Source organism: Hafnia sp. HMSC23F03 (genome assembly GCF_001816025.1).
In the GTDB taxonomy this organism is placed as follows: domain Bacteria; phylum Pseudomonadota; class Gammaproteobacteria; order Enterobacterales; family Enterobacteriaceae; genus Hafnia; species Hafnia paralvei.
Window position 1 is genome coordinate 1 of sequence record NZ_KV824237.1, and the last position, 25,016, is coordinate 25,016.

At 50.0% G+C, this 25,016-nt stretch carries 21 protein-coding genes; 19 read left to right on the top strand and 2 right to left on the bottom strand.

Translation table 11 applies throughout. The annotated features are described in order from the left end of the window. The 6 genes from HMPREF3091_RS22695 to HMPREF3091_RS18220 all read left to right on the top strand — a co-directional run. On the top strand, positions 1–2,805 hold a 2,805-nt coding region (locus tag HMPREF3091_RS22695; protein WP_083321462.1), incomplete at its 5' end, for an LPD7 domain-containing protein. A 12-nt stretch (positions 2,806–2,817) separates the two neighbouring features. After that, entirely contained in the window at positions 2,818–3,282 is a 465-nt protein-coding gene (locus tag HMPREF3091_RS18200) for a hypothetical protein (protein WP_070717779.1), read from the top strand. A gap of 63 nt (positions 3,283–3,345) precedes the next feature. Next, a complete protein-coding gene (locus HMPREF3091_RS18205) occupies positions 3,346–4,023 on the top strand; it encodes a DotI/IcmL/TraM family protein (RefSeq protein ID WP_046449675.1) in 678 nt (225 codons plus the stop codon). Then, complete coding sequence (locus HMPREF3091_RS18210) at positions 4,020–5,027, top strand: DotH/IcmK family type IV secretion protein (RefSeq protein WP_070717781.1); 1,008 nt, start codon at positions 4,020–4,022, stop codon at positions 5,025–5,027. The genes HMPREF3091_RS18205 and HMPREF3091_RS18210 overlap by 4 nt, the downstream gene beginning before the upstream one ends. Beyond that, positions 5,027–6,226: a conjugal transfer protein TraO gene (gene traO / locus HMPREF3091_RS18215; RefSeq protein WP_070717785.1), complete on the top strand. Its 1,200-nt coding sequence runs from the start codon at positions 5,027–5,029 to the stop codon at positions 6,224–6,226. Before HMPREF3091_RS18210 ends, traO begins: the two co-directional genes overlap by 1 nt. Next, positions 6,223–6,978, top strand: a complete 756-nt coding sequence (locus HMPREF3091_RS18220; RefSeq protein ID WP_070717788.1) for a hypothetical protein — start codon at positions 6,223–6,225, stop codon at positions 6,976–6,978. The genes traO and HMPREF3091_RS18220 overlap by 4 nt, the downstream gene beginning before the upstream one ends. 22 nt (positions 6,979–7,000) lie before the next feature. Here the strand turns inward: HMPREF3091_RS18220 and HMPREF3091_RS18225 are convergent, their stop codons facing one another. After that, entirely contained in the window at positions 7,001–7,969 is a 969-nt protein-coding gene (locus HMPREF3091_RS18225; RefSeq protein WP_070717791.1) for an IS110 family RNA-guided transposase, read from the bottom strand. A 185-nt stretch (positions 7,970–8,154) separates the two neighbouring features. Here HMPREF3091_RS18225 and traQ point away from each other — a divergent pair, with 185 nt between their 5' ends. Next, a complete protein-coding gene (gene traQ, locus HMPREF3091_RS18230) occupies positions 8,155–8,685 on the top strand; it encodes a conjugal transfer protein TraQ (RefSeq protein WP_070717796.1) in 531 nt (176 codons plus the stop codon). Between the two features lie 15 nt (positions 8,686–8,700). Next, a complete protein-coding gene (locus tag HMPREF3091_RS18235; protein WP_046449680.1) occupies positions 8,701–9,099 on the top strand; it encodes a DUF6750 family protein in 399 nt (132 codons plus the stop codon). 61 nt (positions 9,100–9,160) lie between these two features. Here the strand turns inward: HMPREF3091_RS18235 and HMPREF3091_RS18240 are convergent, their stop codons facing one another. Beyond that, complete coding sequence (locus tag HMPREF3091_RS18240; RefSeq protein ID WP_070717799.1) at positions 9,161–9,958, bottom strand: tetratricopeptide repeat protein; 798 nt, start codon at positions 9,956–9,958, stop codon at positions 9,161–9,163. 878 nt (positions 9,959–10,836) lie between these two features. Between HMPREF3091_RS18240 and HMPREF3091_RS18250 the strand changes: the two genes are divergently transcribed. The 11 genes from HMPREF3091_RS18250 to HMPREF3091_RS18295 all read left to right on the top strand — a co-directional run bounded on the left by HMPREF3091_RS18250 (position 10,837) and on the right by HMPREF3091_RS18295 (position 24,854). After that, positions 10,837–11,445, top strand: coding sequence for a hypothetical protein (locus tag HMPREF3091_RS18250; RefSeq protein ID WP_070717809.1), 609 nt, complete (start codon positions 10,837–10,839; stop codon positions 11,443–11,445). Continuing rightward, entirely contained in the window at positions 11,442–14,504 is a 3,063-nt protein-coding gene (locus HMPREF3091_RS18255) for a conjugal transfer protein (protein ID WP_070717813.1), read from the top strand. The genes HMPREF3091_RS18250 and HMPREF3091_RS18255 overlap by 4 nt, the downstream gene beginning before the upstream one ends. A 17-nt stretch (positions 14,505–14,521) precedes the next feature. Further along, the gene (gene traW / locus HMPREF3091_RS18260; RefSeq protein WP_070717815.1) at positions 14,522–15,742 is read left to right on the top strand and encodes a conjugal transfer protein TraW; all 1,221 of its coding nucleotides are present in this window, start codon (positions 14,522–14,524) and stop codon (positions 15,740–15,742) included. Beyond that, positions 15,739–16,257 carry a conjugal transfer protein TraX gene (traX, locus tag HMPREF3091_RS18265; protein WP_070717819.1) on the top strand — a complete coding sequence of 173 codons (519 nt, stop codon included), beginning with the start codon at positions 15,739–15,741 and terminating at the stop codon, positions 16,255–16,257. The genes traW and traX overlap by 4 nt, the downstream gene beginning before the upstream one ends. Positions 16,258–16,309: 52 nt before the next feature. Then, complete coding sequence (locus HMPREF3091_RS18270) at positions 16,310–18,457, top strand: DotA/TraY family protein (protein WP_070717821.1); 2,148 nt, start codon at positions 16,310–16,312, stop codon at positions 18,455–18,457. 7 nt (positions 18,458–18,464) lie between these two features. Continuing rightward, positions 18,465–18,959, top strand: coding sequence for a hypothetical protein (locus HMPREF3091_RS18275; protein ID WP_070717824.1), 495 nt, complete (start codon positions 18,465–18,467; stop codon positions 18,957–18,959). A 473-nt stretch (positions 18,960–19,432) separates the two neighbouring features. After that, positions 19,433–19,528 carry a DinQ-like type I toxin DqlB gene (gene dqlB / locus HMPREF3091_RS23025; protein ID WP_305793970.1) on the top strand — a complete coding sequence of 32 codons (96 nt, stop codon included), beginning with the start codon at positions 19,433–19,435 and terminating at the stop codon, positions 19,526–19,528. 143 nt (positions 19,529–19,671) lie between these two features. Further along, positions 19,672–20,988: a secretion/conjugation apparatus DotM-related subunit gene (locus HMPREF3091_RS18280; protein WP_246840023.1), complete on the top strand. Its 1,317-nt coding sequence runs from the start codon at positions 19,672–19,674 to the stop codon at positions 20,986–20,988. A 70-nt stretch (positions 20,989–21,058) separates the two neighbouring features. Continuing rightward, the gene (locus HMPREF3091_RS18285; RefSeq protein WP_070717827.1) at positions 21,059–22,036 is read left to right on the top strand and encodes a thioredoxin domain-containing protein; all 978 of its coding nucleotides are present in this window, start codon (positions 21,059–21,061) and stop codon (positions 22,034–22,036) included. Beyond that, positions 22,023–24,218 (top strand): F-type conjugative transfer protein TrbC, encoded by a 2,196-nt coding sequence (gene trbC / locus HMPREF3091_RS18290; protein WP_070717829.1) that lies wholly within the window; start codon positions 22,023–22,025, stop codon positions 24,216–24,218. The genes HMPREF3091_RS18285 and trbC overlap by 14 nt, the downstream gene beginning before the upstream one ends. 69 nt (positions 24,219–24,287) lie before the next feature. Continuing rightward, positions 24,288–24,854 (top strand): phospholipase D family nuclease, encoded by a 567-nt coding sequence (locus HMPREF3091_RS18295; protein ID WP_070717832.1) that lies wholly within the window; start codon positions 24,288–24,290, stop codon positions 24,852–24,854. The last annotated feature ends 162 nt before the right edge of the window (positions 24,855–25,016 follow it).

Genomic DNA, 25,016 nt, shown 5'->3' on the forward strand with positions numbered 1-25,016 from the left:
GGCGTACACATCGACGAAAAGCAAAAATTGCTTATTCCCCTGCAAAACATCGACGGCGTCATTCGCTCGATGCAGACCATAGACGCAGACGGTAATAAGCGGCTGACCAAAGACGCAGAGAAAAGTGGCAATTTTTTTGTCGTCGGTGGCTCGCTAAAAAATGGCAAACCCATTGTCTGTGCTGAGGGATATGCCACCGCCGCCAGTGGCGCAATGGCGCTAAAAATGCCCGTTGTGATGACCATCGATTCCGGAAATCTGGTCAAAGTTGCTGAGCAGCTCCATCAAAAATACCCCGACAGCCCAATGCTGTTTCTTGGGGATGATGATCCACCAAAGCCTAAACGTCCCGGTAATCCCGGCAAAGAAGCGGCAGAGAAAGCCGCCGAGCTTACTGGCGGGATTGCCGTGCTGCCTGCATTGACCCCAGCCGAAAAGGCACAGGGCTTCACTGACTTTAACGATCTCCATCAATCACGCGGACTCACAGCGCTAATTGATGAGCTCGCCCCATACCGTCAACGCTTGCTCCCCGAGTCCACACCGGACTCGCCGCCATCCCGACAACCGATTGAGACTGTTACCATGAATGAACCAGAGAGCGTCAATAATGAACCTGTAGGTCAGCATGAAGTTGAAAACCTAGAGGTAAATGGCGTCGAAAACGAACAGATATATGATGCAGAAAACCAGCGGGCCTATGAAGACTGGATGGCCAGAGGTCAGGCGACGCCTGAGCCGCCAATAGCACCAGAGCAGACGGTTTCGCCTCCTGAAACGCCTACGGTCACACCACCGAAAAAAACACGCAGAGCCAAGAAAATAGATACGCCTGCCACCGGCGACGACAAAGGTAACGCCAGCACAGTTAAAACACCTGAAAGCCCACAGCAACAGACAACGGCAACCGCTGTTTCGCAGGAGAGTGCAAGCGCTGAGCCGCTTATTCCAATCGAGAGTGATGTTTTACCAGCGGCACCTGAAACCGCTGAGGCAGTTGAACAAGAGAACCACGTATCAATCGCGTCGTTATTAACTCAGGAATCTCCCCCCGTGGTGTCGGCACCGACTACCGAGGAGCAGGAAATATCGACGGTCACGCCGCACCAAGATGAACAGAAACCGCCAGTAAGTAAGAAAGCACAGACACCGACAGGCGAAAATGACACACCGGTAGATGAGGCGGCACCGGAGATCGAACCTGACGGCATTAAGTTTGAAAGGAGTCAGCAGGCACGAGAACGTATCGATCTCGTCGCACTGGAAGGGGTTTTATTGCATAAAGCGGGAAGTGAGCGCGGTACTCAACACTATTTACTTGACGGCGAGCGTGCTTTTACACGCTACATGCAGCAAGGTCGTATCATTATGGCCACGCCGCAGGCGAGTCAAAACGACCGCATGATCCTCGGCGCGTTGTTGGTGGCCAAACAGGATATGGTCCTGCAGGGAAACATCGAACTCACCGGCAGTCCCGCTTTTAAACAGCGCGCGATAAACCTGATTGCTGAATACGATTTACCGATCAAACTCACCAACGAAGAGCAAATAAAAATGCTCGAGGCCGCGCGAGAAAAAATACGCTCAGAGCCCCCATTGCCTGATGAGCCAACGCCACTGGGCAGTGAGGCGTCTGAAATTCTGGTTCATCCGAGCCAGAGCAACGCAACATCTGCCCCTATCTCATCGACGGTGCCAACGTCTGCACCACCAATCACGCCGGCAGATAACCTTCCTGCCGATATTCTGCCGCAGAAAGCACCTTCATCAGGCCCGATGAATGCCAGTCATGATGAGGCGTCTTTAGGACTCACGGGGACGTTGCTTAAACATGGGCCTGCTCCCTATAACTTTAAGAAGGGAGAAAGCAACAGCTATTACGCCCGACTTCGAACTGCAGACGGTGAGCGTGTCGTCTGGGGGACAGAATTGCGCGCAGCCATTGCTGATGCTGGACTAAAAAACAATGACTTGGTCACGCTGCAGATGACCGGAAAAACCACGGTAATGGTGGAGGTCAAACAGAAAGATAAGGACGGGAAGCCGATGCTGGATGATAACGGTAACGCCGTCACACGCAAGGAAGAACGCAACCGCAATAACTGGATAGCCAAACAGGCCATTGACCCTTCCATTGTCAACACGAATACCCGAGAGATGACGCCGCCAAGCGAGATGCTGGCGTACTCACTGAAAGCCTATCATGACCTGCAAGCCGAAGTGGCTGAGTTGGCGAAAAAGGCCGAAGTCGCCTTACCTGACTGGCCCAATCTTCCCGATGCATTGTGGATGGAACCCAATGGCAAAGGCGTCCCAACCCCTGACAGGCAACCTGATAGCCCAACGCTTCCCTCACCGTCACGTGATGCAGGCAAAGCGTTGTTTCAATCGATGGATGCCGAAGGGCAGCTCAAATTATTACTGGTTAAAGCCCACGGCGATTTTGTTCAGGGTGTTGTGCTGCATGAGGATCGTTATAAACCCGTGCTGGGGCGTCTTTGTAAAAACGCTAACGGAAGCCCGCATATGACGCTGAATGAAATCACCCCTGACGGACTGCAACCGTTGGGTTACGGCAACCCCATTAACAATGAAACCGGCAGTTTTAACGACTACGTTTTTCGCCTCAATAATGAGCCACAGCGCTTATATGCACAGGGCACCGAGCCGGAAAAGCGCTCGGCGGCACTACAGCAGCAGCTGGGGTTTGACAGTGCACCGGTGGCACCTGACCAGTTAGTAGTCCGCCGTGAACCTGAATCCACCCACCGACACGCCCCTACCATGCCGCGTCCGGGTCACTAATGGAGCTTCCCCATGAAACAGATCGCCCTCACCGGCTTGTTGCTGCTTACCGTGCTTACTGCGCCCGCAGTACATGCCGCCAGCTGTGCGGCGGCAAACGCGGCACTTTCGGGTGCTCAGGCGGGGTACGAGCAAGACCGTAAAGCGGCGGAGTCTTGGGCTCAGCGAGAAAAGCAGGCAAACAGCGGCTTCTCTCAATGCCTTGGGGACATCAGCACCAGTATTACGGTGCCCACGTTCCCTGATTTCAGCCAGATATTTGACCAGATCAAAGATAAAATCTGTTCAGCGGCACGGGATAAGGTGTCATCGCTGTTGCCCGGAAATATCGACCCGTGGGGGGATTTAGGGCAGGGATATATCCCAACCACGAACGTTCCCGTCGGTACACGGAGCACACCACGGACCGAGTATAAACAGTCAGCCCCCACGCCCGTCACACCGCCTGCGGGCACTGCTTACCCCTTCTCGCTGTAACTTCTCTTGCCAACGTCTGTCCGTCTGAGTGTTCAGGCGGACACCGCTCTATGGAAATGTGTTATGAATAAAAAAACTGCCGCACCCAAGGTGACGGCTGAACAACCGTACTCGGCTGCGGTGGCACAGCATCAAAGTGCACAACTGAATGTGGCCTTCACGCGAAAAAGTCTGTCAGTCAACGTATGGCAATCCATCGCTATCGTTATTCTGTTACTCAGTAATTTCTATCTCGCTTGGAAAGCGGCAAATCCACCACAAAGCGTTATCGCCAGTGACCACGGTCGTATCATTCCTATTCCAACTATCAATGAACCGGTGTACAGCGACGCCGATATTATTGATTACGGTGCTAGCCATATTCGCAAGGATTTCACCCTCGACTTTGTCCATTACCGCGAACAAATCAATGCCCGTCAGGACGGTTTCAATACGGCGGGCTTTACCAGTTACTACAACGCACTGGTCAACTCGAACGTTCTGGCCAACGTCCGTGATAAAAAAATGAACCTGTCAGTGCTGACCTCAACCGGTGTCGTTAACAGCAAAGGTGTGCTTGATAACGGGGCCTATGCATGGCGGTTACAGTATCCCGTCACATTCCGACTCACCGGACAGACATCATCACTGCCACCACAAAACTTCACCCTCGTCATGCTCGTGACGCGCGCCGATCCTCGGTTGAAAAAAGACGGATTGGAAGTGATACAAGTGGTCACCAGGGAGGCATCGGCACAATGAAACAAACCCTATTCATTATCGCGGGTCTATTAAGCAGTGCGTCGGTCATCGCCGCAGACACACCGCCGCCGCAATGGCAACCGGCACAGTCATTATCAACCACGCCGACCGTATCGGTTCCGCCTGCGCCGGCAGCACTGCCCGTTGCACCGACGACGACCCCCGCGGCGGCGGTGGCAGACACGACCGCCACGAGTATTCCAACGCCGATGCCGCCCGATGCTGCTCTGCAGTATGCTGAGAACGTCACCACGCCGTTATCGGCTGAGGCCATTAAACAGCTGCGCTCGGGTCTTGATGGCGTGCAACGTAGTACGGGAATGGCGCCAGTCACCGCCGTTCCACGCATACGTTCATTGACCGTGAATCTCGAGCCGGGATCATCGCTACCGATGGTGCAAGTGCTCCCCAACTATCCGGGTGTCGTGAATTTTACCGACCAGACAGGTGCGCCTTGGCCTATTGCCGCCCCCCCGGTCAATGGCAATCCAGCAGGATTTCAGGTGAATTATCTGCCCGACACTCCCTCGATGGCCATTCAGGCACGGCGTGCCTATGACACCGGAAGTGTGACTGTCTATCTCAAAGGGTTAGCGGTGCCCATCTCTATCAGTATGACCAGCGGTGAGCCCAGCAATACCCAAGCATCTCAACCCACCGACAGTCGTCTAGATCTGCGAATACCCCAGTCTGGTCCTTCGGCACGCCCAATGGCGGCACCTCGCCAGAAAGTGGGCCTATACGACAACACGCTGCAGGCATTTCTTGACGGTGTTCCCCCGAAAGAAGCCCAGCGCATCAAAACGCAGGGCGGCGTGCCCGATGTTCAGGCATGGCAACTGGGCGATGATGTTTATCTGCGCTCTCGCGCTGAGTTGCGCGATGCGTTTGACAGCACTTTGTCCTCCGCTGACGGCACGCACGTCTGGAAAATGCCGGTGACGCCGTATGTCACCTTCTCGGTTCAGGGACATAACGTCCCACTGACTCTGGAGCTGCAATAATGACGATAGAAAAGGACGCAGCCAGCGACAGCAAAAAAACGCTCGGCTTGGTGGTGATAGGCATTATGGTTGTTGCCGCCAGTGGCTATCTGGGATGGGGGTGGCTGCATCAGTCAGCCATCCCTGAGTCACAGTACAACTTAAATCGCGTGGCCAACAATGCATCAGTCACCTCACAGGAAAGCCGTCAATACCGCGACTTATTAAAACTGTCCAATCAACAAGGCGCTCAGGAGGCCGAAAGCGACGGTAATAGCTTTGTGGCCTCACTCAGTGAAAGCCAACGACATGACGAGACGCCGCTGGTTTCTCACGTTCCCGTAACGCCCGTTGCCCTCAATACCCAAAGTGATTCCTCACCATCCCAAAACGGACAGCAAGGCGGTTTGAACGATGAGCAGAAACAGCAAATCAACAACCTGCTGACTCAGCTTAGCGCGCGCTGGCACACCAGTGATATGCAGTTGGCCACCGCGTTTGGCAGTGAGGGCCAAGACGGGCAATCGCCCTTCAGCCAGTGGGCTCAGAGCGTACCTGGGCTGGCATCTGATGCTGCTACGTCATCCGTGCAAACGACCGCGACATCAACAACAACGCCCGCAGTATCGCGCATCAGCATCCCCGGATTGGTACGTTATCCGGGCACGATCGACACCGCGATTGACTCAGATAACCCGGAATCAAAAGTGTTGGCCACCATACCGGCGGGCAAGCTGGCGGGAGCCGTTCTGGCAGCACAGAACGTTCAGCTGGCAGGGGATGGCGTCATCGTGAACTTTAAAACGCTCGATTTTAAAGGGATGACTTGCACCATCGATGCCTATGCATTGGATGATGAAACCCAGCGTTCGTCGGTGGCCAGTGATGTTAATCATCGCTATTTCACTCGTATCGTTTTACCCGCTATTGCAAGCGGCATCGGCAAAGTGGGACAGCTGTATGAGGACAGCAACACACAAATTCTGACGACCAACAGCGGCACCGTGACTGGTCGTGGATCACCCGATGGAAAGGCCGTCGCTGGCGTGATTGCTGGCGGTATCGGGCAACAGACGGCTCAAGTCATGTCGCAGGACGCTTCTCGTCTGCCCGTCACTCAGGTCAATGTTAACCGTCGTCAGGTTGTCTCTATTTTGTTTATGAAACCCGTCACTGACAAAGACTGCATACCCGCGCCCGTAGGAGAAAACGCGAAATGAAACCACACTTTGATCCCGAGTTAACCGCGCCCGAACCCTTGGACGACGATGAGCTCACGGCAGACTCGCCCATCATCTCATCGGATAAGCCTAAAAAGCGTCCGTTATATGACCAGCCCAAAGTTCAAATCGCCGCACTGGCGATTTTTGCTATTTTGGGGTTAACCTGGAAAATGAGTGGGAGCAGTACACAAGCGCCAGCTCAACCCCAATTCACGGCAGCGGAGCCCGTGGAGGCGACCGCTCCGGTTGCGATAACGTCACCTCCTGAACCTGAGTCATCTCCGTCCCCTTCTCAACCGGCAGCATTAGCACAAGACACGCCAACAATAGCCCCGCCCGAGACGCCCACGGACTCTCTCGCAGAGGAAGTCTCGAGGGCGTTAAATTCCCAACAGGTCTACAGCGAGAAGACGCGTGAAGGATTAACGGCATTAGCGCGCCGCCTTGACCACGTTGAGCAGCAGCTCTCAGAGATACACAAGACGCGTCAGGCCCCCACGGTCATTGCGACGCAGGTACAAACGGCTTCAATGGCCAAAAACGCAGTAACGTCGACTAAAACGTCAGCGAAAACTCGCTGGTCGGGAAATAAGGCGAAGATTAACAGCCTTTATCCCGGACTGGCATGGGTGACATGGCAAGGCAGCAGCTGGGCATTAAGACCAGGTGACCACTTTGCTGGCGCGACGGTTTTACGCATCGATGAAAGCAAACGTGAAGTGGTGACCTCATCGGGCGTCATTCGTTAAGCAACTGTCTTGAACGTAAAAATTAGGGAACAACACAATGATACGATTCATCCCATTCTTCGTTCTTTCTGAGCATCGCATTCAGGATAGTCAGCAGTTTGCGCATACAGGCAACCAGAGCGACTTTTTTGGCTTTTCCTGCCGCAACAAGACGCGTGTAAAACGCTTTTATCACTGGATTAAAGCGAGTAGCAACGAGTGTCGCCATGTACAGCGCTGTTCGCACTCCAGCCCTGCCACCAAAGATCGTTCGTCGCCCTCTCATTGTGCCCGAGTCTCGGTTTACTGGCGCTACGCCCACAAGTGCGCTGATTTCCCGTCTCGAAAGCCGCCCCAGTTCCGGAACCTCGGCCAACAGTGCGGCAACGGTCATGATGCCAACGCCCTTAATGCTACTCAATCGCTCAGAGAGTTCTTTGAAGTGGATACAAATATGGTTACTCATATCCTCATCGATCCGCGCAAGCTCATCTGCCAGCGCTTTGATGATGATATTAATACTTTTTCTGCTTTGAGGGTGGGCTGGGTGCAACCGATTACGCTCAGCGACCAGCATTGTGACCAACTGCCGTCTGCACACTACCATAGCCGTGAGAACCTGACGTTCAGCATCCGGCATAGCCCGGATAAAGCGTTCCCGTTCAGGATGGCGATGAATAACCTCAGCCATCTGTGCGAGCACTCTGGCGTCAATACGGTCTGTCTTGGCCAGATATCCCATGGCACGGGCAAAGTCTCGAGCCTGCCTAGGATTGACCACAGCGATCTCAAAACCTTCGGACTGAAGCGCACAAGCTACGGCAGATTCAAGTCCTCCGGTGGCCTCCATCAAAACCAGTACAACCGCGTACTTTCTCAACTCAGCAATAATGGAATCAAAGCCGTCAGCGTCATTGCAAACAGAAAATTGTTCAATCGCGCTGTTGGCGGCAATGTCCAGAGTTGCTTTCGAAACATCGATACACACACAGAGTGGACTTGGCTGACTCATTATTACCCATCCTTGCAAATACGTTATGGAGTACGGACAACTGTTCGGGTTTCAGATGAGTGGCTCAGTGTATGTGCCATTCGCTTAACGACGGGCTTGAAACCCCTGGAGAGGTCGGGCTGCATACACCTTGCCAAATCCAAACGCAGCTATTTTAACCAATTTTCAAGATACAAGGAGAGGATATGGACTTTGTCCAGATGTTGGCCAATGCGGCAAACAGTTTATCCGCTATCACAACGCAACTGGTTCTGGCCATCGCAGGCGTCGGTGGCATCGCCCTTATCATTCTTTATCTGTCTGGTCAGGCGGGACGAACTCGGCGCGGTCAGCGAGCTGACTCCGCTGGCACCTTTCTCGCAGTCCTACTACTCGGGTGTTGCATCATCAGCATTGAGAGCGTTGTTAATGCTGGCGCCAATCAGTTTGCGTTAGGTGCCGTGACATACGATGCCATCTCGTATGTACCGGAGGCCCGTTATGGTCCCGCTGCCCTTGCGGTGAATGCGGGCCTAACCGTCCTGCAGACGGTGGGATGGTTTTTTGTTCTCAATGGACTGTTGCGCCTGCGACGGTCTCAAAAAGACGGTCACACTGGGCTATCACGCGGTGATGACATCACATCAGGTATCAAGCGCTTTGTTTGCGGCGTGCTTTTAATCTGCAATCCGGCGGTGCTTAACGCCATTCAAAACACAATCAATATTCACTGGTAATAATTAAGGAATACTATGAAAACGTTGAAAAACATCATGCTGTGGTCTGCAGTAGAACTTTCCCTGCGCGTTTATCAACTTCGCCGCCGCACTTCACTGTGGTTAAGCGGGCTGTTATTAAGCGCACTGGCCAGTCAACCTGCCCACGCCGCTGGCGATGACCTGAGTGGCATGGTGAATAGCGGACTGGGATTTTTCACGGACATTAAACAACCCCTGCTCGATGCGGCGCCCGTGATTGGCATCATCTTCATCATTTTGGCACTGCTGATGATGCGCTGGAAAAAGAACAATCCACAAATCAAACCGTGGGAGATTGCCGTGATGTTTGGCATTGGCCTGTTCTTATTAGCACTGAGCCAGATTGTCAGTCGTGGTCAGAAACAAATGGGGCTAAACCCGGTAGGAATTTAATGAACAGAACTCCCCGACTATGTCGGGGAGTTTCACTTATATGAGCAGGCACTACCCAATATCATTTATCTGAAGGTACAGTTAGTGAACATACTCTAAGTAATTCCCCATCTCGCTTGACAACATTAAATAAATAAGGAAAAGCATTTATAGCCTGCTGTATATAGTTTTTCCCTCCACTTAAATTTCCTTGCGCACATAAGATCTTGGCTGCATTAATTGCAATATTGCTATTCGTTTTCTCATTATCACTACCTATTCTAATAGCAACGGAAATGCTATTCATAGCATCATTATAATTCCCAGCCCGATATTGCGCATATGCCCTGTGATCCCAAAGGGCGGCATCATTTGGGGTAGACTTTGTCGCCTCAATATATTTTTCAGCGGCTTTATCATAATTTTTAGTATTCATTAAACCATTTCCTGATTGGACAAAATCTTCCACGGTCTGCTTAGGCTTGTTGCTATTTATACTAGAATGACTGTCAGAGGAACAGTTCTCCTCAACCCTCTTCATTAACTGTTTTCTTTCCGACGGAGGAAATTGTACATCAGCATAATTACTTATCTGTTTTATTGCAGACCTTCCATTTATATTGCATTCAGAAAAAGCTACTTTGAGAAAATCCGCCTCTGTTTTTTTCATTGAGACATCATGCTCCGTTTTCTTTAAAAAATACTCACTATTCTGTAAAACCAACAAGCTCTGCGCATTATTTCTTTCAAATGCGAGTCGCTCATCATTCTGATACCTACTTGTATGCCAAGTTACAGCGCTCAAGACAAGTAGACAGATCGGAACAAGAAGCTCTTTAATCATGATAAACCAGCTTCGTTCGTGAAGTTTATTCGACATATCTCACACTACCCTCCCTATGGAATCCTTATGAACAGACGAACCGTAACCTATTGTGCAGTGGTAATATTAAGTATCTTATTCGGCTACTCTATGAATTGGATTAGCCGCAGTTGGCCACTGTCACATGAAGAATATTTCATTTATGGCATAACCAGCAAGGACAGTATTGTGAACGTGCCGCCGACTATATGGTTGCCCTCTGAAGATCTCAGCATTTCCTTACAGTCAATTACCCTATCAAAATACTTGCTCGGCAGTGCCATTAACGTTCACATCACCATAATAAAAGGTGTCAGGACAAAGAACGGGGAAATAAAGCCGTGTGGTTCAAAACTTTTTGATTTACATGACGCTCCTGACGTTGAAATGATATTAGATGCCGTTATCCATAAAAAATGGGAGAATTGCAACCTTCGCTGATGCCTTTAACATGAGGAATTATCATGAAACACCGATTAAAGAAGTATTCAATGTTTTGAAAATGGTTTATTGGTGATGCCGACCCAAGGGTGAAAATACCGCTTATAAAATCAGTCATTTTAGTCGGCATTTTATCTTTAATTTACATTCCATTATTTATTTTTACCTACCTATTATTTTACCAAGAGGCAATGTCGCATGAATTAAGTTTTAACGAAGTGTGTGCTTTTGTCTTAGTGATATTACTCATATCTACCCAAAGCGCAAATCTCGGCCTTAAATCACTGGCGCTATTATCAACAAAAATAAAATGCATTCCATATTATGATCGCCCTATCCGAGCAACAATAATTTTCTACCTTTTAACAATGCTATTCATCACCCTCATCTCCTTATCTTTAAAAGCCACCTTTTTTTACGCGTCCATCTTCCATTTACTACGCCAAAGGGGCTATATGCTTGAACTCGATCTTAAACACACTATTGCCGGTGAATCGCCTGCAGAAGACTCCGTGCTTAAAAATGCCCATGCGCAATCATTGGGCTGCGAATGTGAATATTGTGGTTATCCTTCTGGTCACAATACGGCAATACACCGTGATGGAAACCCGCTCAATCGCGATGACAGCAATCTCACGGTCGTCGATCCGTTTTGTCGCGCATGGAGAGAGCTCAATACGCTCAACGCAGACAGTGCGGTCATGGCAATCCTCCCCGGCTTATCACCTGAAGATATCAGCCACTTCCAACGCACGTTGTATGTCGCACTTCGTTGTGACGATGAGCAAACGCGAAAGGATGCCCAACAGCTACTAGCATGGCTCACTGAGCATAAAACGCTGGCTGAAAAGCGCTTTGATACCTCACATCCCGGTGCCTTTGCGCAAGCATTACACAGAACGGCACCCTTACAACGTAACGAGACACGTGCTGCATGGCACAACTTGTCACCGGTGCTTAACCCCGCTCGTCTGCCAGAACCCACAGATTTAACCCCACTCGAATCCACGCCGGATTGGTGGCCATTGATGTATCAACATTACCGCAAGCAAGGTGTCGCATGATCCTCGATAAAATGGAAGACGCACTGGCGTGGCTGTCACGCTACACACTGGGCCAGAATTTTGCAGACTATTGTGACCTACGCACCGTCATTGGCTTAACAGACGATGACAGAATTCGCCACCCGTCAATGGATGCGGCCTATATTCAAACCACCAAAAATAATGACTTTGTCAGCTGTCTGGAAATCAAAGGGGCTTTTCGAGACTTCAGCTTTGAAGAATCCCCCGAAGGACAGCCGCCGAAGTCAGGTACGTTTCAGTTCTTTTATACCCACCTTGCCGACAAGCTGACGGGCGATTTTAAAGCGTTAGGTCATAAGCTCAGTGTTGCTTTTGAACACGATCCCGATCGTGGAAAAGAAGAAATGACCGAGCTCATGAAGCCGCTGCGGCGCGGATGGAAGCGCCTGCATCTGGATATGGACGACTTGGGACAAGAGCGTATCGAAAAGATGTCGCCCTATATGGCGCGTGAGCGGGTCTTTCTGATTGTCTATACCGCCATCGGTGCCCTACCTGCTGATGAACATAAAAACGAAATCCGCCGACAGAACGCGCTGGGTGAATTACCCGAAGCGCGATTCTCACAAAACCCGATCTACGCAGAGTTTGAAGGTTTAAAGCTTCGCCATGATGCATTTCTAGACAAGCTTATCTTCGATATGAACGCAGGAAACAACGGCGTGTCTGTCCGTCTTATGGATGCACATGAAACAGGTCGTGTCATTCGTGATGAAATAGAAAAAAGCAGCACCTCACCGTACTGGCAACCTTTACTTCCTGGTGATCGCGTCATGCCACATGGCAAACTTAGAGGTGATGGCAAAGATATCAGTGCATGCCTTGCCCCTCACCTGAACTATCAATACTGCGATACCCAAATCTCCACAGAAGGACCCATTGTGAAAGTAGACGGGTTCTTCCACGGTCAGCTGGCCATGACGTTATTTCCACAGCGGCCGCAAATCTTCCCCGAACTCTTTGCCAACGTCCCCCGTCAGGTGCCGTGGCGTTTACGGTTCGATATTATGCCGGGCGGTGCCTCACAGCTCGGGTACAAGAACTTCCTGCTGACCTTTCTGGCGATTATCCCTGCCCTGCGTCAGCAGTATGAATCCGTACAGTGGTTGCTGGAGCAGGATAAAAAGGACCCGATTGTCGTATTAAGCATTACCGCCAGTACGTGGCACCGCGACAATAAAGCGCTGCAGCGTAATCTCACCCTGCTCAAGAAATCACTGCAGGGGTGGGGGATCACTGATGTCACGGGAACCTTTGGTGATCCGGTGCGTGCATGGATATCAACATTACCCGCGGTTTCCAGCTACAGCGGTCCTAACCTGATGTTCTCTACCCTGTCTGACGCATTACGCCTGTTGCCGCTGCAGCAGCCGTGCAGTCCCTGGTCTGAAGGCAACGTTGTCTATCTGACGCCGGGCCGCAAGCCGTTCGTCATAAAGTTAGCCAGTCCTTTGCAGGAAAAACACACCGAGATCATTATGGGGCCACCCGGCTCAGGTAAGTCGGTCATCGCTAACAGTAGCCATCTCTCGTTTCTGGCCAACAGTAATATTGATGTTCCCTTTATGTTACTCATCGATAAGGGATACACCACGCAAGGGTTCTACGACATCGTCTATGATGCGCTGCCAGACGATGCGAAACATAAAATTGTCAGTATTGTTCTGAAAAATACCGCTGAGCACTGCCGTAATCCGATGGATATTCAGTTGGGATTAAAAGCCCCGCTAAGTACAGAGCGTGATTACATTTTAAGTTTGCTCAAAAGCTTATGCGCAGATCCCGCGACCGGATTGCCACCTGACCCTACCAGCTGCGCTGATATTCTTGGGAGGATTGTCGATAGTGCTTTCAAAGAAAAGGGAGAAATTAACCCGACGCGCTATGGGGCAGGGCTTGTTCCTGAAGTTGATCGTGCACTCGAAGAAAGCGAAATTCTTCATGCTTACTCGCCAGAATGGTGGGTGTCGGCAACATGGTATGAAGTCCGCGATATGTTGTTTGATAAAGGCTATGTCTCAGAAGCAACACTGGCACAGTCACAGGCGGTGCCGCTACTAAACGACCTGCAGAATGAACTTAGCAAAAAAGAGCTAGCCGACAATTTTGTTGGCGTGACACGACCAGGTACTCAAGAATCTTTACTACAGTATGTTTCACGGTGTCTGGCAAAGGCTCTGACCGACTACCCCCTGCTGTCAGGTAGAACCCGCCTTATATTCAGTCCAGAAACCCGTATTGCGATTGTCGATGTCAATAACGTCGCTGGTAAGCCCACACCGGAAGGAAAATTAAAGACCGGCATCATGTATCAATTTGCGCGTCAAATTGGAGGCGGGAATGACTTTTACCTGCCGCAAATTCAGGATGAAATTTATGCCAATCTTGATCCCCGCTACATCCCGTTGCACCGCAAACGTATTGAACAGTTAGATCAGGAAACCAAGCTGATATTCATCGATGAAATGCACAATATCAAAGGGGTACAGGTGCTGTGGGATGCGCTGCAGACCGAAGACCGTGAGCAACGTAAGTTCGGTGTACGCACGGTTTTTGCTTCTCAATATCCTGATGACTACCCGCCTGATCTGCTTGAGTCAGCGAACTCCGTCTACATGATGCGCGTCCGTGAAAAAGATTTTTCTCTACTCACCAAAGCCTATCAAATTCCGGAGATAACCCTGCGGCGTCTGCTGACAACACCACCGGGCGCAGCACCTGATGGTTCGGGGACCACCTTTTTGGGCATATTCAAAACTTCACGCGGCAATGTTGCCCAATTGCTCAAACATGCCGTTGGCCCTCGCGAGCTGTGGGCGCTGAACTCAACGCCGGCTGACCGAGCCTTGAGAAAACGACTCACTGAAAAACTCGGGTCGCATGTCGCCCGTGAACTGCTGGCCACTAAATTTCCTCGCGGCAGCGCCAGCGCGCAACTTAACCACATGAAAGATAAGGCAAGTAATGATGATGACACCAGCGTGGTCAATCTCCTTGCCAATCAACTCCTCAGCGATTACGGCTACCTGCAAGGGTGACAAACAGAGAGCGTAAAATGGACAAACAAACTCACCGATATACCCTCCCCGCTATTTTCACGATATCCCTGATTTCATTACTCATTACCACGCCAACGCGGGCCGCTACGGTTAACGTAAACAGTAGCGTGCCTATTACGCGCGATGTTATGCCTCAACTGCGCGCCGCCAATGGCACATTAACCGAGATATCGACGACGCAGCATCAGGTGGGCGCGGCCATCAATGCCAACGGCGACAAAATATCTTCAATGATCGAGCAGGCAGAGCAATCCAGAGCGACACAGGATAGCTTCGCACGCCAGTCTGAACGGCTTGAGCAATCACGCCGCAGCTTTGCCGTTCCTGAAACGATTTGTACGGAGTCAACGTCGGGCGCAGCGGCCCGTGTTAATAGTCAAGCTCGCGCCACGCAGAGCGGCTATTCGCGAGGTGGTGGTGTCAGCAACGGGAAGTTAAAAACAGCCTTAACTGAGGCCACACCGGCGCCTGAACAGGTGCAATATCAAAGTGCCGCGCTACACGGACAGTGGTGTGACGCCACAGACTATGCTGCGTATGGTGGTACCGACCTGTGCCCTGCAATATCACAGTATCCGGGCGGTGATAAGCAGTTAGCGTCTTTACTCGATGGTGCCGGAAAGGTGGGCAAAACGCCTGATTTGACGTTCACGCAGACTCAGATTGACGCAGCCGTCGCCTACACCCTCAATACCACAGCCCCTTCAGCGGGACGTCAATTGGGTAAAGGAGAGGTCAAAACGGCCTCGGGTAAACAGTATGCAGGTCTGATGACACAGTACGAGGGCATCATGGATGCGGCCCGCGAGCCGCAAATGGCCATGATTGCTGCAAGTTCTCCGAATGCGGCCACTAAAGATGCCTTGAAAGACGCACTTAAGGTGCCATCGGCGCAAAGTTACTTTAATGACACCGCATCACAGCAGGCACAGTCATCGGGTCAAATGTCTCAGCGTGAGTTTGAATCATTCGAAGTAGGAAGACGCTATGCCAATACTGCCTATTTAGCTGACCTGCAGCAGATGGAAGGTGACAACCTTGTTCGCGAGCAGATACGCGTGCAAAACCTGGGGAACTGGCTGGCGTTAGGCATTAAGCACGAACAGGAAAAGAACAACATTCTGGTCGGTCAGCAGCTGGCGCTGATGGCCACAGAACATTACCGACCGCAGTTGGCTGGCAAGATGGAACAAGTTAAAGCGGGGGCCGCGCGATGAAGATAAAAACCGGCCTGTACTTTCTGGCCAACCTCTTTGTTCCGCTATCTGAAGCACGCTACACCAAAAACCGCATTATTCCTTCACTGGGTAAGCAACTGCAGCGCATGCGTGTGGCCAGAAAGCTCATTGCGCGACGTCGCCGGCAACCCGAGTTAAGTTGGCAGGAAGCTGTAACAGCCAGCGGCATGGATATCGATGCTATCGAACGTCAGCAACTCCGGCGTAAACGGCTTTATCTGGCGATGAGCGGTATTCCTGCCCTATTGGCCTTCGGTTTACTGTTAGCCGTACTCTCCAGCGGGATATCGACTTTCTCATTACTGTTGCGAGCGGGCGTGATCACGGTGGTCTTGCTGGGACTGAGCAGCATTCCTTTTCTGCAGGCCCTTGTCTGTACGTGGCGGCTCTGGCAGCTGCGTGAGCAGCGGGTAAATACAGGTGAAAAAGGCACCTTCACTGATTTCCGTCGTGAAACTCCGTGGATACGTATGACCTTATTTCCTTGGCGTTAGCACCTCCCTCCCTGTCTTGCATCAACGGTCGTTCCGGCCGAGGTCGATATATATGAAATGGTTACGAACCCTTTATGCCAGTGTACTGGTCAATTTGCTTTGGGCGTCATACGCCTTCGCTGATACAGCGGTGAGTTTTGACAGCATTGAAGCGGCGGCTAAACGCTCGACTGACTTGTCTCGTCAACTCTTGGTGATGATTTTCGGTGACGTTGTCACAGACCCGCTATCCACCAACGCGACGATGGTCGGTCAACTCTTCTTCATTTTTAACGGTATCGTCTTTGCCCTCGCTGTTATCTGGTTTTTGATGATAAGTCTCAAGCACATCACCAAAGCAGGTCACACAGGGAAAGTCTTTGGCAGTGGTGCAACGCCAATGGCGGTCGTGACAACGGTCGCGGGCTTTCTATTTCTGGTACCCACGGTATCAGGCTGGTCGCTCGCACAGCTGGTCTTCCTGTGGGCCGTATCCGTTATGGGTATCGGCAGCGCTAACCTGATGACAGACAAAATTGCTGACCTGATGCAAAGCGGCTATTCACTGGTGATGCAACCTGTCGCCCCACAAACCGTCAGCTCTGCGCGCGCCATTTATGAAATGAATTTGTGCATGTACGCGACCAACGCGGAACTCAGCAGCATGTATGGCCAATATGGGAAAAGCGATACGCCGCTCATGGCCATCAAGAGTGTCACGGACGGATTTGAAATCACCAACGGCAGTGCCAGCTGTGGTTCGGCGCGATTACCGGCGTCGAGTAAGCACAGCATGACGGGCTGGTTGTTCTCACCTGATGTAAACACAGATGCTATCGAGTCTGCACAGCGTAATGCCATGAATCAGATGCAGAACACGCTGAGTCAAAATGCCTCGGCGTTCGTCACTGCCCTGCTGAATAAACAAAAGAATGGGAGTGGCGCTATCCCTGATGCAGAAACGGCCATCCAACAAGCGGCACACACATATGAAGATACCATCAACAAAGTGGTAAACGCTCAGGGGAATGGCAACGAGCTAGCGACCGCCATGACAGCGCAACTCAAAAAGAGTGGTTGGCTTTCACTGGGGGCGTGGTATCAGACATTCGCGACAGCTAACCAAAAAGTCAGTGACGCGGTGGCACTCAAACCCGTAGTCAGCGGTCAGACATCACTGGGCGATATTGGTGTGAGTGATACGCTAAACAATGTGATGACGGCCTATCAGGCGCAGATTCAAAACTCTCCCTACACACCGCCATTAGGTACCCAAACAGCGAAGAATACCCAAGAGGCCAAAGACGCATCAGACGCAAGTGCGGTCTTTGTAGGGATAATTGGGTCACCTATGCAACAATTCACTAATGCAATTGCTACTTATGACCTAGGTAGCGATCAGGTCAATAGCAACCAGATGAATCCATTGCTAAAAATGAAAGCAATCGGTGATTATACGTTATCAAGTACCGAGGTGGCTTTTATTGCTTTTAGTGCAGTAAAAATATCCGTTGATACTTATGCAAGTGGATTTACAGGTAAGATATTTTCTATTCTATCCCTTCAAGGAAGTGATCTTCTTCGAAATACCATAAGTACAATTTCACCATTCGTATATTTTATTCTTCTTATGCTGTTTGGCATTGGATTCAGCCTATCAATATATTTACCACTTATTCCATTCATATTCTGGTTGTCTGCAGCAGCTAACTGGATTGTTAGTGTGTTAGTTGGTGCAACAGGAGGATCATTATGGGCTGCAACACACATAGGTACAGAGGAAGAAAAAGGAAGCAGGTCTGCTTATGGATATATATTCCTTATTGATGCTCAAATACGCCCTATGTTAATGGTTTTAGGTTTTGCATTTGCGAGTTTAGTGATCGTTGCTATTGGAACATTATTAAATATGCTCTTTGGTCCTGTTATTGCCAACGCGCAAGCAAATTCAATAACAGGGATAGTATCTATGGTTGGGCTATTAATGGTCTATGCAAGAATCTGTACCACTACAGTGACACGAGTTTTTGCTTTACAAGTCACCATGCCTGACTATGTCATATCATGGCTTGGCGGGCGTGAAGCAGCAAGTATTTTAGGTGGAATGGCTGAGTCAACTAAAAGTATGTTTGCTGGTTTTTCTCATGGACTGCAAAGGGCTCCAGGTGCTAATATGAGAGTATTAAAGAATAATAATATTAACCAAGATGGTATTAAATGAGGCCTTTATGAGAGAGCTTTTTTCAGCAGCAAAACTAATGTATGTAGTTTCAGCCTGCGTGCTAGGTTTTATCTTCTTTTGCATAACGTTACCACTTTTTGGTTCTTATGTAATGAAAGGTGATTTTCTATCTCCAATTCCATGGTCTTTTGTTTTAATAACCTTTTTGCTTTTTTCATCCTCTTATTATATATATAAGTTTGGAAAGCGTAGAATAGAAAAAAAACTACACGAGTTAAACTTCACATCTACAAATGGGTTGCAGCTATTTAACCCCATTGTTGGTAGATACGCAGGAATTAACTTAAAAACAGAAAAGATTGTTCTAATATCACTAGCCAGTGATAAAACAGTTACTGAGTTTCCACTGAATATTTTTTCTGGTTATGAGTTAAATGGCTCGACCATTAAACTAATGTTCAATGACTATGATATGCCTTGCTTCCCGTTATCTAATAACTCTGCATTTCGCAGCAGACTAGATGTCTATCTTAATAGTTAGATTATCTATCTCTCTTATATCTCATTATAAGGGCACCTTTTCAGGTGCTCTTTTTTCTGTCTGGTGCAAACACCCCGCAGGTTCTGTTTCATTGAAGAGTCAGAGATTGGTTTTCTGCAGACGTAAAAAAACCGACTGGTGAGGTCGGCTTTTTTACTATTCCAGCACTGAGTTGGTAACTCTGGCCGGAGAGAGACTCTCAACAACCAACACAATCATAGTAAAGCAGACACACGATTATGTCAAAAGCCAGCTGTTCTGGTTATACTGCTCGCCGTTGGCTATGTAGGTTTCTCATTCCTGCTTCCCGCTCTGGCGGCATGGACGAATTCAAGCCCTGGCTGAGCAACAGGTGGTGCTGTGTTTAGTGCTCTGGCAGGAGTGAGACTCTCAACAACCAACATTGAGAAACCATAGTGACAGGCAGTGTATGAGTAAGCTATGGCAACTCGCTCCATTTAATGGAGAAACGGATGGTTAACCTGTTAATCATCGTTCTGAGAGCAGTAGCAGCGTTTGCAAATGCGCTGATTGCCATTCTCGAACTGATCCGCCAATTCATCGACTGATGACGGCTGAAACGTAGTTAAGGGTGGGGAGTTAACCGCTTCCCGCCCTTTAATAAATATTCCCTTCGTCAATATCCAGATCGTCTTTCCGAACTCACCACATCCCGACTTCACAACCTGAAACCTTAACTGGAGACTTTGTCATGTCTGCCGCTCACCCAACTCCATCCTCAAATAATGATCAGGGGACCATGACGCTAATGGCGCTGGCGCTGATACTGATTGCCATCGTCATTTTTCATTCGATTTTCTACTATGCCTGCTGCGCCATGCTTTATTACCTGTGGGCTCTAGCAGACTTTGCATCGATACACACCTACGTTGCCGAGAAAATGAATCTTCTCGCTTGGGCAAGCAAACGTGTGGAAGAACTAAGTCTTGGCCAGTTTCTTGAGGTCATGAACCAGACTGCAGGAATTTTATATGTCTTTATGCTCCCCATCACGGTGTACGGCCTCATCGCGACTCGAAACCATCCACTGAGTCTGACTCGCCGCAGAATTGATATATATACGCTGCCAAAAATCATGTCCAAATTCTCCCCCGCCATTATTCCCGCATTGCAGTATGGCGATCCTAAAACGCAACTACTCAATGTCGATCCGCCTGAGCATCGAAGCGCCCAGCGCCCCGATGAATTTGCCATCGAGCATAAACTGGTGATCGGACAACGTCTCGACCATGAGCGCGCTAAGCGGGCTTTTGATGCTCAACTCGGGACGCCGTTGCACAACGCATCAAGCTTTAGCGCGCATGAGCGTGCATTAGTGGCCATCATCGGCTTACAGGTATTTTGTGATGACAGACCTGCCGCTCTCGAGCTGCGAGACGCTTTGAATCGCTCATGTGGCAAACGCCAGAAAGAGCATGGAAAGATGCGGGGTTATCCAAAGTTAAGCATTGCAGAAAAGGCTTTTCAGCTGGTTATGGCCACGCCTCAAGCTAAAGCGTGGATTAAACACCACAGCACAACGCGAACGGCCCTCTCTGCCCTACATGCTCAGGATTTGCGTTTACCTGCAGGTCAGTTTCGCTGGCTTAAGGGGCTAGACAGAACGTTATGGTATGTCCTGTCGTCATCGGATCGCAGCAAAGTCTTTGTTGAAGGTGCTGGCGCAGTCGCTGCCGCACAGTGGGAAGCGCTCGTATCGAAACTGTCGAAAAAGATGCGTGTGGTTATTCCACCGCCTGACAACCTCACCGTTTACGCTGTACAGGGTTTAGAAAACGATTTACGCAGCATTGGTGTGGTTATTGATGACCACGAACCTGACACCAGTAGCGAAGCCCAAGAAGACAGCACAACATTTGATGATCTGGTTTTTCTTCATAACGTACCCGAAACGCCCCTGCCAATACCAACGCAGACAGCAGTTCAACAAAACGCACAGGTGCCACCAGAGGCTGCAACTCCTCCCAACTCAGAGACAAAGAAACATATCCGCTTCTCTCCTTCCTGAAGAGACAGTTATCGAGCGTATTACTAACACCATTTCTAGTTAGCTTTCATTTCTCCAAAAGGATTCCAACATGCATACCCACTGCTCCGTCTTGTATAAAAACGGGATGTTATCGGCTTACGACCCAAATTCATCTGCGCCGTTATTTATCATCATGCCTGGTCCATTAAGCCGCTTTTTCATCCAAGGAAACGTGCTGATGCATGACAGCAAAACACAAACACCACAGGAGATTTATCGCGCATCTACGCACGAAACTGCGGCTTCGTTGCTGCAGGCAATACACGAAGAACTACAGCATCGGAGGGCCAAAATAAACTTAGCCTTTTTTAGGTTTTTTGTTGCCCCATTAATTTTCTTCTGTCTTGCATTCATCGGATATCAGTATGCAAAACGGCAAACCCCACCGCCACCACCGACTGAGGTCAGTAGAACCGAAGCACCTCAAGTGATGCCTCCCGTCGCGGCACTTCCTCCCGCTGCGGCACCTCTAGCGCCGGCAAGCAAAGAAAGCAGCAATAACGCGTTGGCCATTCGCGCGGCGAGTCTTAAAAAGGCAGCGGATAGTGGCCGTTACACCATTAATTTATCAAGCGGTCGCACACGGACGATATATGTCTTCTCCGATCCTCTTTGTCCTCACTGCCAAGAAATCGAGCCTACGCTCGAGGCACTCACCCGTGACTACAACGTGGTTATCTTCCCCGTAACACTTGTTGGCAAGCAGGACACGGTCGCAGCTGTTTCCCCTATTTTGTGTGTCGCCCCCGATAAACGCACGTCGCTGTGGCAATCACTCTTCAGAGCAGACGGTAACGTCTCTCTCTCACCGACTGCCAGCAAAGAAACCGCGCCCGACAGCTGCACTGATGGTCAGCACGCCATCAGCATTAATGACCGCGCTTTTGACTATTACCAGCTTCCTGGTACGCCGCAGTTAATCGCTGATGATGGCCGGGATATTCCTTTTAGCGCCCTTACCAGCGATGACGCGCTGGCCAACTTCATGAATGCACCGATACAGGGGGCCGATAATGCCATCCGATAATACTCAGCCCGTTGATAAGGTCAGAGTTAGGCAAACAACACAGTCAACATGGATAGATGATTATTTACTTGCGCCGGTGACTGTTCAGGCTGGACTTGTCGTTATCTTGATACTCACTTTTTTACGTACCTGGGTGCTCATTCCGGGAGTATTTGCAACCGCCATATGGCTGCTGACATTCTTCGGTCAGCTGTTCAGGATGCCATTGCGGATGCCAAAGGATATCGGTGGCCTTGATATGACTACCGAGCGAGAAAACGCATACGAATTTAAAGGCCCGATGGGCCTTTTCCGATTTACGCGCCGTCGACTATCGTGGGATAAGTCAGCCGGCATCATGTGTCTGGGGCATGCCAGACGACGTTTTCTAGGCCGAGAACTTTGGCTAACGAGGGACGACTGCCTTCGTCATATGCAGCTGCTGGCCACCACGGGGTCGGGGAAGACAGAAGCCCTACTTTCCCTTCAACTCAACAGCATTTGCATGGGGCGGGGAATGACGTTCTCCGATGGTAAAGCGGAAACCAGACTCGCCTACGCGATTTGGTCACTGATGCGACGCTATGGGCAGGAAGATAACTACTACGTGCTTAACTTCCTCAATGGTGGCCGTGATCGCTTCGATGAGTTACTCGGCAATGACAGAACACGCCCACAGTCAAACTCGATAAACTTCTTTGGCGATGCAACTGCCACATTCATCATTCAGCTGATGGAATCGCTACTACCCCAAGTGGGTGCCAGTGAAGCCGGCTGGCAGGATAAAGCGAAACCGATGCTTTATGGGCTGGTCTATGCGCTGTATTACAAGTGTAAAAAGGAGAGTCTTCGCCTGTCTCAATCAATGATACAAAAACACCTGCCATTGAAGAAAATGGCCGAGCTCTACATTGAAGGTAAGCAAAATGGTTGGCACGACGAAGCCTTGAATGCGCTGGAATCCTATCTCAACAATCTGGCTGGTTTCCGCATGGAGCTAGTGAGCAAACCTTCTGAGTGGGATCAAGGCGTTTATGACCAGCATGGCTTTCTCATTCAGCAATTCTCTCGCATGTTGGCCATGTTTAACGATGTCTACGGCCACATATTCTCCACTGATGCTGGCGATATCGATATTCGCGATGTTTTGCATAACGATCGCACGCTGGTCGTACTCATCCCTGCCCTCGAGTTATCTAAGAGTGAATCAGCAAACTTGGGAAAATTATACATTTCCGCTAAACGCATGGTGATTGCACGTGACCTAGGTTATCAGCTCGAGGGAAAACGCAAAGACGTCCTGATAGGTAAGAAGTTTTATAACCCGTTCCCTTACCCCGATGTACATGATGAGCTGGCAAGTTACTTTGCACCCGGCATGGATGACCTTGCCGCCCAGATGCGTAGCCTTGGCATAATGCTCGTCATTTCCGCTCAAGATATTCAACGATTTATAGCGCAATTCAAAGGGGAATACCAAACCGTCAACGCCAACATGCTTGTGAAGTGGTTTATGGCGCTGCAGGATGAAAAGGACACCTTTGAACTGGCGAAAGCCACGGCAGGGAAAGACTACTACGCCGAGCTGGGTGAGATGAAACGAACACCTGGCACCGTCAGCAGCAGCTATGAGGAGGCCAACACCACCTATATCCGTGAGAAAAATAGGATATCGCTCGATGAGCTAAAAGATCTGAATCCCGGCGAAGGCTTTATCTCGTTTAAAAGTGCATTGGTACCCAGCAGCGCCATCTATATCCCTGATGACGAGAAGTTATCGTCCAAGCTTGAGCTCAGGATCAATCGTTTCATCGATATAGGAAGCCCGACCGAAGCCGACTTAATCGCGCAAAATCCGCACCTGAGCCGTCTACTGCCGCCGTCTGAAATGGAAGTCAGCATGGTATTGCAAAGAACGGATGAAATCGTCGCCGGCAGTGAAACACACACCATACCGCCGCTCATGGACCCGATTCTGGCGAGACTGATGAAAGTAGCGATGGATCTCGATAACCGTTGTGACATTAGTTATAGCCCCACGCAACGGGGGATACTCCTCTTTGAAGCCGCCCGTGATGTCCTCAATAAACGCGGGAAAAAATGGTTTACGGTGAAAACACAGCCTAATCCCCTCAAAGTCTCGGATGCAATGGCCCGCCGTCTGGCCAAACAGTCGACGGCATTCATGTCTCAGAACCAGTGACTAATGCCCTACCCAATCGTAGCCATTAATACAATGGCATGTGCTTATGCATCCCATCAGGAACACTCTATGAAACACGTAAGTCAAACGTTTACGCTCTCTACATCGTTCAAAGCGCTAACACTGACACTGATGCTCAGCATCACGCCCTACGCCCTAGCGGCTCCGTCCATTCAGGTGGGATTCTCTCCTGAAGGCACTGCGCAACAGGTCGTCCTAAACACCATTAACCAATCAAAGAAGTCGGTCCGGATGATGGCTTATTCGTTCACGTCACCCGAGGTGGTGAAGGCTCTGATTAATGCTAAAAAGCGCGGCGTGGATGTCAGAGTGGTTATCGATGAGAAAGGAAACGTCTGCGACAGATGTAAAGCCAATAAATCAGCAATGAACTTGCTGGTTAACGCAGAAATCCCGCTGCGTACTGTCAGCAAATACAAAATCATGCATGACAAAGTCATTATCACCGACGATGCCAACGTTGAAACGGGGTCATATAACTTCAGTTCGGCAGCCAACAAATCAAATTCAGAGAATGCCATCCTCATCACCGAAGTACCTGAGTTAGCCAAAGAATACCTTCAGCACTGGCAATCCAGATGGCAAGTTGGACAAGACTGGAAATCGACGTATTAATCTGCGGCCTCATCAGATACAACGCAGGCTCCCGCACCGATAAACAACGCCGTCAGGAACCATCATGAGCACCATAAACCTAGAATATGAATCCCCATATAGCGGGTTCTATAACGTGTTTGGTAGCCAATTCGTTTGCTTTATCACACAGCCTCAACTCCA

Bases quoted from the DNA above. Each gene is read 5' to 3' on its own strand.
- traQ (WP_070717796.1), top strand. From the start codon at position 8,155: ATGGACTTTGTCCAGATGTTGGCCAATGCGGCAAACAGTTTATCCGCT.
- HMPREF3091_RS18220 (WP_070717788.1), top strand. From the start codon at position 6,223: ATGAAACCACACTTTGATCCCGAGTTAACCGCGCCCGAACCCTTGGAC.
- HMPREF3091_RS18280 (WP_246840023.1), top strand. From the start codon at position 19,672: ATGTCTGCCGCTCACCCAACTCCATCCTCAAATAATGATCAGGGGACC.
- dqlB (WP_305793970.1), top strand. From the start codon at position 19,433: ATGGTTAACCTGTTAATCATCGTTCTGAGAGCAGTAGCAGCGTTTGCA.
- HMPREF3091_RS18225 (WP_070717791.1), bottom strand. From the start codon at position 7,969: ATGAGTCAGCCAAGTCCACTCTGTGTGTGTATCGATGTTTCGAAAGCA.
- HMPREF3091_RS18285 (WP_070717827.1), top strand. From the start codon at position 21,059: ATGCATACCCACTGCTCCGTCTTGTATAAAAACGGGATGTTATCGGCT.
- HMPREF3091_RS18255 (WP_070717813.1), top strand. From the start codon at position 11,442: ATGATCCTCGATAAAATGGAAGACGCACTGGCGTGGCTGTCACGCTAC.
- HMPREF3091_RS18240 (WP_070717799.1), bottom strand. From the start codon at position 9,958: ATGTCGAATAAACTTCACGAACGAAGCTGGTTTATCATGATTAAAGAG.
- traW (WP_070717815.1), top strand. From the start codon at position 14,522: ATGGACAAACAAACTCACCGATATACCCTCCCCGCTATTTTCACGATA.
- trbC (WP_070717829.1), top strand. From the start codon at position 22,023: ATGCCATCCGATAATACTCAGCCCGTTGATAAGGTCAGAGTTAGGCAA.
- HMPREF3091_RS18250 (WP_070717809.1), top strand. From the start codon at position 10,837: ATGCTTGAACTCGATCTTAAACACACTATTGCCGGTGAATCGCCTGCA.
- HMPREF3091_RS18235 (WP_046449680.1), top strand. From the start codon at position 8,701: ATGAAAACGTTGAAAAACATCATGCTGTGGTCTGCAGTAGAACTTTCC.
- HMPREF3091_RS18270 (WP_070717821.1), top strand. From the start codon at position 16,310: ATGAAATGGTTACGAACCCTTTATGCCAGTGTACTGGTCAATTTGCTT.
- traO (WP_070717785.1), top strand. From the start codon at position 5,027: ATGACGATAGAAAAGGACGCAGCCAGCGACAGCAAAAAAACGCTCGGC.
- HMPREF3091_RS18200 (WP_070717779.1), top strand. From the start codon at position 2,818: ATGAAACAGATCGCCCTCACCGGCTTGTTGCTGCTTACCGTGCTTACT.
- HMPREF3091_RS18210 (WP_070717781.1), top strand. From the start codon at position 4,020: ATGAAACAAACCCTATTCATTATCGCGGGTCTATTAAGCAGTGCGTCG.
- HMPREF3091_RS18205 (WP_046449675.1), top strand. From the start codon at position 3,346: ATGAATAAAAAAACTGCCGCACCCAAGGTGACGGCTGAACAACCGTAC.
- HMPREF3091_RS18295 (WP_070717832.1), top strand. From the start codon at position 24,288: ATGAAACACGTAAGTCAAACGTTTACGCTCTCTACATCGTTCAAAGCG.
- HMPREF3091_RS18275 (WP_070717824.1), top strand. From the start codon at position 18,465: ATGAGAGAGCTTTTTTCAGCAGCAAAACTAATGTATGTAGTTTCAGCC.
- traX (WP_070717819.1), top strand. From the start codon at position 15,739: ATGAAGATAAAAACCGGCCTGTACTTTCTGGCCAACCTCTTTGTTCCG.